We start from the raw sequence: 9,881 nt of genomic DNA, 5'->3' as shown, positions 1-9,881 counted from the left end.
AGATTACACCGCAACTTACTTTCTCTTCCATACACCAGAAATCAGCATAGCTCATTAACCTTTCTTACTAACTAAATAACTAAGTTAGCTCGTTTTCAAAGTCAGTTTCTCCAAAATCGACTTTGGCATGCTAACGTCTAGGTAAATTAAAAGTTACACTCATTGGTTTACTTTTGTATTTTGATATATAAACTATCCAGTGTAGTTTATGTGTTGGGTCTATCCCAACCGATGAAGAGATACCAATGAAAAAATATCTATTACCGATTTTAGGAGTACTTGCCGTGGTCGCTATCGTAAGCACAGGTTCACAATCAAACGACAATCTAGATAAGCTTCCAAAGAAGTTTGCTAACAGTGAGTTTGAATACAAATCGGGTATGTCTGATATTTTTTCAATCTTGAAAGCATATGTGACAGTGGAAAGGAATGAGCCAGTGCCGCGCGTTGCATTGCCTTTGATTCCAATGACAGCTGAGCAATTGATCGAAGAACAAGACGACGTTGCTTACCGCTTGGGTCACTCTAGTGTAATGATGAAACTGGATGGCAAGCTAGTGATGACAGATCCTGTATTCAGTGATCGTGCATCGCCAGTGCAATGGATGGGGCCAAAGCGTTTTCATCCGACACCAATCTCACTGCAAGAACTGCCTGATATTGATGTGGTGGTGATCAGCCACGACCACTACGACCATTTAGATAAAGGTGCGGTTAAAGTATTAGCCGACAAAGTAGGGACATTCTTGGTCCCACTTAGAGTCGGAGCGCTACTTGAAAAGTGGGGCGTGGATAAAGCAAAGATCATCGAGTTGAACTGGTGGGAATCGGCAACGGCCTCAGATATTGAGTTCACGTTGACGCCGACACAGCATTTCTCTGGTCGTGGCTTGCTTGATCGTGACCAAACACTGTGGGGTAGCTGGGTTATTAACGCTTCAGACAAGAAAGTCTTCTTTAGCGGTGACTCCGGTTACTTCAGCGGCTTTAAAGAGATTGGTGAGCGCTATGGGCCGTTTGATTTAACTATGGTTGAAACGGGCGCGTATAATTCTCTTTGGGCGGATATTCATATGTTCCCAGAACAGAGTGTTCAGGCGCACATTGATCTGCAAGGTAAGGTGATGATGCCAATCCACAACAGTACCTTCGACCTTTCTATGCATGATTGGCAAGATCCAATGGAACAAGCACTGGCGATAAGCAAAGAGCGAGATGTACAAATGGTAAGCCCTGTGATGGGTGAACGTTTGGTGATCTCAGATCCGGTACCTGTTCAGGCATGGTGGAAACTGGCATCGAATTAGAGCTGTTACCTAATTAGAACGGACATCTAATTAATACTCTCATCTAAGTGAGAAGTAGTCATACTGCTAATCTATATAAAGCCAGCTGATACAAAAAACGCCACTGATCATTCGATTCGGTGGCGTTTTTTCGTTTCATTTTGAAGATCAGCTTTCTAAGTTCTGCGCCATTTTCTTCGCAATTTTTCTGAATTGCTCTAACTCATCTTCGGCCATGCCTTTGGTCATTTTCTTCAGCATGTCTCGATCTATATCCGAGACCTTACTCATGATCTCTTGACCCTTATCGGTCAGAACCAATAACTGGCTACGCTTGTCTTCTGGGTTCGGAGATTTCTTTACAAGTTCCTGACTGATCAAAGCGTTAATCAATCGAGTGACCTGTGCTTTATCGCGATTTAGGAAGTGTGCGATATCGATAGCCGTACATGGAGACTTCTTGGTAATGATCTTCATGACACGAATGTTCATTGGTGCGATCTCTGAGTCCAAGCTCTCAATCTGCTCGCTCATTTGACGTTTCAAAGAGTGCACTAAACGAAAGATTGATTCTAGCGATGTGTTATCAGACATAAACGATCCTTAGAAATATAGTTGACAATATCAACTACTGTATTTATAGTTGACATTATCAACTTAATTGTTCGTAAATTCAAGACAGGAAATAGATATGACGATTCAAGCAGCACTAACGCCAACTCTTCCTGAGCAAAAAGGCACACCGGTTTTATACAAAATTTTGGTCATGATGAGCTTAATGCTAACCATTGGCGGCAGCTTAACGGCTGTGATGACCTACATGAATGTCGGATTCGGTGAAGCATTCATCGGCAACTGGTTCTCTTCGTTAGCCCTAGCTGTCGTGATTATGATGCCAATTGGCATGGTGATGATGACTTTGGTGACTAAGTTGGTCGACAAGGTATTACCCAATTATGGCGAGAAAGTTCGCAACCTGATCGTAGGACTGATCATGGCATTCATAATGGAGTCCATGATGGCATTTGTAACAGCGGCAAATAACATTGGATTTTCGGATACATCGGCGTTTACCAGTGGATGGTTTAATGGATTTATTGCCGCACTTCCCATTGGCCTTGCGATCATGGTCGTGATGTCGATGACGGTTAAACCTAAGCTCGAACGATTCATGAAGAGCTAACCAAAACACTTTTTAAGCATTTTAGGAGGTCCAAATGAAAGCATTCACAGGCAAACACAATAACTACCGTATCACTATCGAAGAAGTGAACATCAAAGAAGATCGTGAACTTCAAACCATGCAGTTTGAAATTGAAGACAGAGAAGATATGTTCGCGATTGTTGAGAAGATCAAACATGACAGCGGCTTAGACGAGCAATCAGCAGCGCGACTAGGAGTGAGCATTCGCTTGTTAGGCCCATTGATGATGCAAGATAGAAAACACCCTCTGTTTGTTGATTTCATGCCTCACTTCAGAAACTTCATGCAGAATTTGAAGAAGACGTTGAAAGGGCAGTAAAGCCTGAACATCAGTAATACATCGAAAAGTCAGTAATCAAATTACTGGCTTTTTTACATTTAAATCAAAATAGTTTCAGTTGTTTGCGTCTAGAATATGCGAAAATTGATGGCTGAATTTTCGGTGTAGCACCGTTGTTGAATTGTCTATTCAAGCTTTAAGAAATCCGATATTATACTGGTCATAAAACTAAAGGTGGTATTATATGACAAATGTATTTAAACAAGCAGCTGAAGAACTGTTGAGTCGTCGTGTTGCTGGCACCAAAGCACCAAGATTGGACGAACAGTACCGTCCGAATAACTTGGAAGATGCGCTAAAGATCCAATCTTCAATGATCGATCTCAAGAGCGACAAGGTCGGTGGTTGGAAGTGTTTGCTTCCTTTAGCTGAAGACAAGTTCATTGTTGCGCCTATCTTTTCGGGTAGTGTTCAACAAGGCGAGGTTTGCGAACTGTTTGCTGATAACGACGTAGTACGTGTTGAGCCTGAAATTGCATTTACTCTTGCTAAGAGCTTGCCTGCAAGCCAAGAAGGTTACAGCGAAGAGCAAATCAACGAAGCGATTGGCTCTTGCCATATGGCACTTGAGTTAATGCAATCTCGTTTTGCGGATGACAGCGGCGCTGAGTTCTACGAAAAGCTTGCTGATGGCCTAGTGAACCAAGGTCTGTTCATTGGCCCTGAGATTGACCGCGAAAAAGCGTTCACTTCTGCTGAGATCAGTATTGAAGTGACTCAAGGCGAGCAAGTTCAAGCATTCGATGGTAAGCACCCAAATACATTACCACCAAGCCCAATTTACTGGCTGATTAACTACATGACACGTCGTGGTGTTGATTTCCAAGCGGGTGAAGCCATTATCACGGGCTCTTACTGCGGTATCGTAGAAATGGGATTCGATAAGCCAACGACCTTCCACTACGAAGGCATTGGTGAATACCAAGTGACGTTCCAACAAAAACGCTAACTTAGCAAAAGCGTTAAGTAAGCAAAAAGCTAGCTTCTGCGTAAATGCTATCTGTTCTCGAAAAGCAATCTGTTCTCAAAAGGCTATTTACTGATGAGTAAATAGCCTTTTTTATTACGTGATGCTCAATAGGGTTCTTATTACTTTGCATTAAATTAGGCGTTTAGACGTCTAGACGTTGACAACCTCTAAGTGTGACATTAGTCTGCTCATCTTCCTGTTCTATTGCGTTGATGTTCCATGTCCAATTCAAAAAATTCTAATGCGGTAATTGTCCCTTCGGCAGTTGCGCTTATCCCTCTGATCGTGTTCCTATCGTTGTTTATTGGCGTAGGTACGTACTTGTCACTGCAAGGCGTCGATTTTGCTTTCTATCAGCTTCCAGCTCCAATTGCAGCTTTGCCTGCTGTGATGTTGGCGTTGTTGCTAAGCAAAGATAAATTGAACCGCGCTATCGAACAATTCTTAGGTGGAGTGGGTCACAAAGACATTATCGCAATGTGTATGATCTACCTGTTGGCGGGTGCTTTTGCGGCTGTAGCTAAAGCGTCTGGCGGCGTAGACGCGACGGTAAATCTTGGTCTATCTGCGATTCCGACAAGCATGATCCTGCCGGGTATCTTCCTAATTTCAGCTTTCATCGCGACAGCAATGGGTACGTCGATGGGTACTATCGCTGCGGTTGCCCCTGTTGCGCTAGGTATTGCTGACTCAGCTGGCATGAGCATTCCACTGACGGCTGGTGTTGTTTTAAGTGGCGCGATGTTTGGTGACAACCTTTCTATCATTTCTGATACCACGATTGCCGCGACACGCTCGCAAGGCTGTGAGATGAGAGACAAGTTTAAAGAGAACATCCGCATTGCACTTCCTGCTGCATTGATTGCGATTGTTATCTTTGCTTTCAACAGCACGGCAACTCAAGTTCCTGAAACGGGTCCAATTGAGTGGCTGAAAGTTCTGCCGTACATCACTATTCTGATTCTTGCGGTATCGGGCATGAATGTCTTTGTCGTGTTGACCATTGGTATCTTGCTAGCGGGTGGCGTGAGCTTAGGTTCTATTGAGAACTACGGTATGACGGATTACGCTCAAGATATCTATGCAGGCTTCGGCAACATGCAAGAGATCTTCTTACTGTCGATGCTGATTGGTGGTTTGAGTGAGCTCATGCGTCGCCAAGGCGGACTAGCGTTCCTAACTAACCTTGTAAGCGGTGTGATCCGTGCGTTTGGCTCTTCACACTCTAAGCAAGCGAATGGCCGTGCGAGCGAGCTAGGCATTGCTGGCTTGGTGTCTATGGTGAACCTATGTACGGCAAACAACACAGTGGCGATTATTGTGTCTGGTAGCGTAGCTCGCCAATTGGCGGAAGAGAACAATGTGTCTCCACGTCGCTCAGCAAGCTTGTTGGATATTTTCTCTTGTGTGATTCAAGGCGTGTTGCCTTACGGTGCGCAGGTATTGCTATTAGGTTCGGTATTTAACCTATCGCCTTTGGATATTGTAGCTAACTCGTACTACTGTTTTGCTCTTGCAATCGTGGCTGTGGTTGCTGTGTTTATTAAACACCCAGCGCGTAAAGTGGCTAACGCTTAGTAGTAATTGACCAAACTGAGTGATCACTGATTTTGATAAGAAGGCTCCGACAGGGGCCTTTTTTGCGCCTGAACGAATTGTTTGGAAGCTAATTCTGATTTGAATATAGACAAAACCGCCATTGTGGACGGTTTTGAGCTTTATTAAAGTTGGCTTTCAAGCTCGCTGGCTGTCGCAACATTACAGTAGCCAAAGCTCAATGCTGCCATGAATGCTGCATGGACATGCGCAGCTGGAACCTTAATACCGTTGAATTCCATGTCTAAGGTTGTGCAAGCATCATGTGCTACGTGACATTCGTAGCCTAAATCGGTTGCTGCACGAGTCACCGCATCAATACACATGTGGCTCATTGCGCCAACGATGATCAGTTTCTCAATGCCTTGATCTTTTAGCACCTTGTTCAGTTCAGTATCTCTAAAGCTATTGATTTGATGCTTTACGATAACAGTTTCACCTTCTAGCGGAGTCACGCTGTTGTGGATTTGAGCACCGTCTGAATCTGGCAAGAAGAAGGGTGCTTCGTTGGTCGGAAATTCATGGCGTACATGAACCACAGGAAGTTGCTTGTCTCTGAAAGCCTGTAATAACTGAGCACCTTTTTCGGCTGCCTTTTCTGTTTCAGACAGTGCCCACTTTGCACCCTCGTATGAAGGGAAATAGTCATTTTGAAAGTCGATAAGTAGTAATGCAGTGTTCTTCATAGTTTATACCTTTGTATTTGGTGTGTTGCGGTGTAGGGATATTATGAATACTCTGTAGTTTTTATCGCACGTCAAAAATGACAGACTTTATGGCAATAGTGACAAAATCAATTGTGGTCGAAATCATCGACTACCCAGGCTCTTTGCAAAGTGCCGTGTTTGGAGTGAAAGAGTTTCTTCAGTTGGCGAATAGCATTGAGTCTTCCAATGAGCAGGTTCAGTTTCATGTTGAAATTAAGCCTCACGACGACTTGTCTATGTCGACCAACGAATCACTTGAGAACTCAAAGACCGACATTATTCTAGTGCCGCCAAACTTAGATGGCAGCTACTACTTAGAGCCAGATGAAGGGCTATTGGACTACCTTGTGCAGTCTCATCAACGTGGGGCGATCTTGTGTTCTGCTTGCGCAGGCGTGTTTATTTTGGCGGGAACGGGTTTGTTGCAAGGACGAACCGTGACAACGCATTGGAAAGCGCAGCAACAGTTTTCGGAGCAGTATGCTGAGGTCGATGTTGATGTCGACAAAATCTTGATCGATGACGCTGACATTATCACTGCGGGTGGTTTGATGTCGTGGATGGATCTGGCTCTGTTTATCCTGACTAAATATACGACGCCGACCAATACTCGTAATCTCGGTAAATACCTAGTGCTTGATACGGGATTGAGAGAGCAGCGCTACTATCAGAGTTTTGTGCCGAATTATGCTCACGGCAATGACAAGATTGTGTCGGTGCAGCGTTTTATTCAGAAGCATCATCATCTCCCTTTGTCGCTCGATCAATTGGCGGAAGAAGCCTTCATGACACGAAGAACCTTTATCCGTCAATTTACCAAGGCGACCAGTTTTACGCCTATCAATTATATCCAACACGTGCGTATTCAAAGCGCATGCGAGTTATTGGAAAGCTCCCATAAACCAGTTGAGCAGATTAGTTATCTAGTTGGCTATGAGGACGTAAACAGCTTCCGAAAAATCTTTATGAAAATCATAGGTTTAACACCATCAAAGTTTCGCTCTAGATTTCTATCTGAGGAATGATTTTTATTAGTCACCATTCCTCAGGCTTATCGACTGGTACTGTCAGTGATTATCTTGGAGGGGCTTAATTCAGCTTCGTCGTCACGAACTCTTTGTTTCTAACCATTAACCACATCAGGCCGCCTAGCGTACCGATGGATAATTGAATAAAGCCTAGGTTTTCAATCAGTGACTCTGGGCGTATTGAAACTAATACCATACCAAGCGAACCACAAATCATGCTGAAGAACTGAATCAGTGCGACGGCAGAGCCCGTGTCATGATCTTGTTGATTCAACATTAAGTTGGTGCCCGGTACTCGCATGATGATCGCCATTAATGTTGCTGGAGCAGCGATGAACATAAAGAACCAAGGGGACAGGTCGCCAATGGTTAGGGTGAAGATGCCCGCAAGCGCCAATAAAGCAAAACATCCTGAGATGACCTTTTGAACCGGCATTCGGTAGGACAACTTCATGTAAATTGTTGGACCAAATGAGGCGCATAATGCATTGAATGCGAACGCGTAGCTAAACTGTTGTTCGGTCAATCCAAAGTGATCGATGTAGATATAAGAACCCGCCGCAAGAAAGCCCATCAACGCCATCGGTATGATAGAGAAAATGACCAGTAGCTTGAGGAACGAGCGGTTTTTCATGACCACGCCCATTCTTCCCCATGAACGGAACATGGAACCTTGGTATTTGGTTTCGAGCGTTTCTCGATAGCAGCAAGCTAATACTGACGCAAATGCACCAAAAATGGCGAGGGTGACGAACATCATTCGCCAAGACGCAATTTTCAGTAGAAAGGCACCAAATACAGGCGCAACCATTGGCGCGATGATCACCAGTGACATGATAGTCGCCATGATCTTTTCACGTTCTCTGCCATCATAAAGATCTTTGACAATGGCGGTAGCGATAACGGTGATAGCACTACCAGCAAAGGCTTGGAATACACGAGCACCAATTAACTGTTCGATGCTATTGGTCATCGCGCACAATATGCTCGCGACCATATAACCCGCTAATCCAATTAATAGGATCGGCTTACGACCGAATTTCTCGCTGAGCGGCCCCCAAAATAAAAGACCAATAGCGTAAGTAACGAAGTAACTGCTCAGGGTTAGGTTGACCATTGATCGGTCAGTATTAAACACGTCGACCATCTGCGGAAGCGCAGGTAGGTAAAGGTCGATGGTCAATGGAGGGAAAGCACTTATTATGACGAGAAAAAATAGCATACCGGTCTTTCCCAGTACTGGTTGTGGTCTCTTCAAGGTGGCTCTCCGTTGTCCAAAATAGGTTTTTAATTGGTGTGATAGTATCTTTAGGTTTTGTATGATTAGTTATCTCAAAGCTCTAAAATCAGCAAGGATTTGTGACCTCTAAATGTTTAACATCGAGTTGAAAGGTTCAAGCCAGCAAGTACCTATGCTGGCTTGAGGGTATACTTAGAACTTAAATTTAGCAATCTGAGTGGAGAGGACAGTAGTTTGCGTCAAGATATCATTGGATACGTTTGCCAAATCGTCATTCACGTTAACTAGTTCTTTTGCACTACTATCAAGAGACTGCATGTCATTTGCGACTTTTGAACTAACGTTTGACTGCTCTTCGCAGGCGGATGCAACAGAATCTACCATGCCATTGATGGACGTTACGGAAGAGATAATGCTCGATAGTGCTTGCTGTATTTCATCTGCGCTGGTTTTTGTTTGCTCCACTAAAGCTTTCGAGCTCTGTGTTGCAACAAATGACTCGTTTGCTTCTTTTTGTAGGCGTTCAATAATAGATTCAATTTCATTGGTTGAATCATGGGTTTTAGACGCTAATGAGCGCACTTCATCCGCAACAACCGCAAAACCACGGCCAGACTCACCGGCCCGTGCCGCTTCAATAGCTGCATTCAATGCCAATAAATTAGTTTGTTCCGCAATCGCTTTGATGACTACAATCACTCGACCTATATCATCACTGCTTACTTTTAGTGAATTCGCACATTCCGCTGCACTTTCCAGACTTACGACCAAGTCATCAATATTACGTTCATTGATATCGATTGTGTGACCACTTTGCTGACAAAGCTCGAGTGCATCATTTGATTGATACAGCGTATTTTCCGTATGAACAGCAATTTCTTTGGTTGCTAAATCAAATTGCTCAATGCTGTGCAAACTTTCTTGAGTTAACAAAGATTGTCGTTGGCTTTGTTGGTTCATTTCATCACGTAGTTGCGATATACCGTGGCCACTCTTATCCAACAGTTTGGTCGTGTTCGATGTTTCGAGAATGATAGATTGAATAGTAGCAACGAATTGGTTGAATGCTTTCGCAAGTGATGTGACTTCATCATTGCCTACTTCCGCAACACGTGAAGTGAGGTCTCCTCCACCAGAAGCAATTTCATTCATTGAATCAGCCATGTTTTTGATGGGCCTGACGACTTTTCTATCGAGGACTATGGAAATCAGAATCAGGCTAGCAATAAATATGCAAAGCAAAATACTAATCGCAAGTTGCATAGAGTTCATTAAATTAGCATTCGTCACATCATGGTTAAAACCAACATTAACTTTACCGATAGGCAATGAATCCCATGAAATAGCCATCGATGAGGATTCATCAATGTCACGTGGATTAACACTACCTAATATGTTGTTATTTTGATCGAGCACTTGAATGTTTGCGATTACGTCATTATTTGAATACGCTTCAACATAGACAGAACCTTAAGCACTAAGCTCAGCGTAAATTCCGTCTAACGTAATG

The 9,881-nt window shown here is 43.6% G+C and carries 10 protein-coding genes; 6 read left to right on the top strand and 4 right to left on the bottom strand.

The features are described from left to right. Window positions 1-245 precede the first annotated feature (245 nt). The gene (locus ACED46_RS20485; RefSeq protein WP_108156679.1) at window positions 246-1,307 is read left to right on the top strand and encodes an MBL fold metallo-hydrolase; all 1,062 of its coding nucleotides are present in this window, start codon (window positions 246-248) and stop codon (window positions 1,305-1,307) included. A gap of 147 nt (window positions 1,308-1,454) precedes the next feature. Here ACED46_RS20485 and ACED46_RS20480 read toward each other — a convergent pair whose 3' ends face one another. After that, the gene (locus ACED46_RS20480) at window positions 1,455-1,880 is read right to left on the bottom strand and encodes a MarR family winged helix-turn-helix transcriptional regulator (RefSeq protein WP_102457953.1); all 426 of its coding nucleotides are present in this window, start codon (window positions 1,878-1,880) and stop codon (window positions 1,455-1,457) included. Window positions 1,881-1,977: 97 nt separating this feature from the next. Between ACED46_RS20480 and ACED46_RS20475 the strand changes: the two genes are divergently transcribed. The 4 genes from ACED46_RS20475 to ACED46_RS20460 all read left to right on the top strand — a co-directional run bounded on the left by ACED46_RS20475 (window position 1,978) and on the right by ACED46_RS20460 (window position 5,378). After that, complete coding sequence (locus ACED46_RS20475) at window positions 1,978-2,469, top strand: DUF2798 domain-containing protein (RefSeq protein ID WP_108156680.1); 492 nt, start codon at window positions 1,978-1,980, stop codon at window positions 2,467-2,469. 34 nt (window positions 2,470-2,503) lie between these two features. Continuing rightward, entirely contained in the window at window positions 2,504-2,809 is a 306-nt protein-coding gene (locus tag ACED46_RS20470; protein ID WP_017060575.1) for a DUF3861 domain-containing protein, read from the top strand. A 205-nt stretch (window positions 2,810-3,014) separates the two neighbouring features. Further along, window positions 3,015-3,779 (top strand): hydratase, encoded by a 765-nt coding sequence (locus ACED46_RS20465; protein WP_108099762.1) that lies wholly within the window; start codon window positions 3,015-3,017, stop codon window positions 3,777-3,779. Window positions 3,780-4,019: 240 nt separating this feature from the next. Further along, window positions 4,020-5,378 (top strand): Na+/H+ antiporter NhaC family protein, encoded by a 1,359-nt coding sequence (locus ACED46_RS20460; protein ID WP_371722310.1) that lies wholly within the window; start codon window positions 4,020-4,022, stop codon window positions 5,376-5,378. 143 nt (window positions 5,379-5,521) lie between these two features. Here the strand turns inward: ACED46_RS20460 and ACED46_RS20455 are convergent, their stop codons facing one another. Next, window positions 5,522-6,082 carry a cysteine hydrolase family protein gene (locus ACED46_RS20455; RefSeq protein ID WP_371722309.1) on the bottom strand — a complete coding sequence of 187 codons (561 nt, stop codon included), beginning with the start codon at window positions 6,080-6,082 and terminating at the stop codon, window positions 5,522-5,524. Between the two features lie 89 nt (window positions 6,083-6,171). On the opposite strand from ACED46_RS20455, the gene ACED46_RS20450 reads away from it, so the two are divergent. Next, window positions 6,172-7,128: a GlxA family transcriptional regulator gene (locus ACED46_RS20450; RefSeq protein ID WP_371722308.1), complete on the top strand. Its 957-nt coding sequence runs from the start codon at window positions 6,172-6,174 to the stop codon at window positions 7,126-7,128. A gap of 64 nt (window positions 7,129-7,192) precedes the next feature. Here ACED46_RS20450 and ACED46_RS20445 read toward each other — a convergent pair whose 3' ends face one another. Both ACED46_RS20445 and ACED46_RS20440 read right to left on the bottom strand, forming a co-directional pair. Continuing rightward, a complete protein-coding gene (locus tag ACED46_RS20445; protein ID WP_371722311.1) occupies window positions 7,193-8,353 on the bottom strand; it encodes a multidrug effflux MFS transporter in 1,161 nt (386 codons plus the stop codon). Between the two features lie 210 nt (window positions 8,354-8,563). Continuing rightward, window positions 8,564-9,721 (bottom strand): methyl-accepting chemotaxis protein, encoded by a 1,158-nt coding sequence (locus ACED46_RS20440; protein WP_371722307.1) that lies wholly within the window; start codon window positions 9,719-9,721, stop codon window positions 8,564-8,566. Between the last annotated feature and the right edge of the window lie 160 nt (window positions 9,722-9,881).

The organism is Vibrio sp. 1S139 (genome assembly GCF_041439475.1).
GTDB lineage: Bacteria > Pseudomonadota > Gammaproteobacteria > Enterobacterales > Vibrionaceae > Vibrio > Vibrio crassostreae_C.
Note: the sequence above shows the minus strand (reverse complement) of the source record. Positions and strands in the feature narration are given on the sequence as shown.

Bases quoted from the DNA above. Each gene is read 5' to 3' on its own strand.
- ACED46_RS20485 (WP_108156679.1), top strand. From the start codon at position 246: ATGAAAAAATATCTATTACCGATTTTAGGAGTACTTGCCGTGGTCGCT.
- ACED46_RS20480 (WP_102457953.1), bottom strand. From the start codon at position 1,880: ATGTCTGATAACACATCGCTAGAATCAATCTTTCGTTTAGTGCACTCT.
- ACED46_RS20475 (WP_108156680.1), top strand. From the start codon at position 1,978: ATGACGATTCAAGCAGCACTAACGCCAACTCTTCCTGAGCAAAAAGGC.
- ACED46_RS20470 (WP_017060575.1), top strand. From the start codon at position 2,504: ATGAAAGCATTCACAGGCAAACACAATAACTACCGTATCACTATCGAA.
- ACED46_RS20465 (WP_108099762.1), top strand. From the start codon at position 3,015: ATGACAAATGTATTTAAACAAGCAGCTGAAGAACTGTTGAGTCGTCGT.
- ACED46_RS20460 (WP_371722310.1), top strand. From the start codon at position 4,020: ATGTCCAATTCAAAAAATTCTAATGCGGTAATTGTCCCTTCGGCAGTT.
- ACED46_RS20455 (WP_371722309.1), bottom strand. From the start codon at position 6,082: ATGAAGAACACTGCATTACTACTTATCGACTTTCAAAATGACTATTTC.
- ACED46_RS20450 (WP_371722308.1), top strand. From the start codon at position 6,172: ATGGCAATAGTGACAAAATCAATTGTGGTCGAAATCATCGACTACCCA.
- ACED46_RS20445 (WP_371722311.1), bottom strand. From the start codon at position 8,353: ATGCTATTTTTTCTCGTCATAATAAGTGCTTTCCCTCCATTGACCATC.
- ACED46_RS20440 (WP_371722307.1), bottom strand. From the start codon at position 9,721: ATGGCTATTTCATGGGATTCATTGCCTATCGGTAAAGTTAATGTTGGT.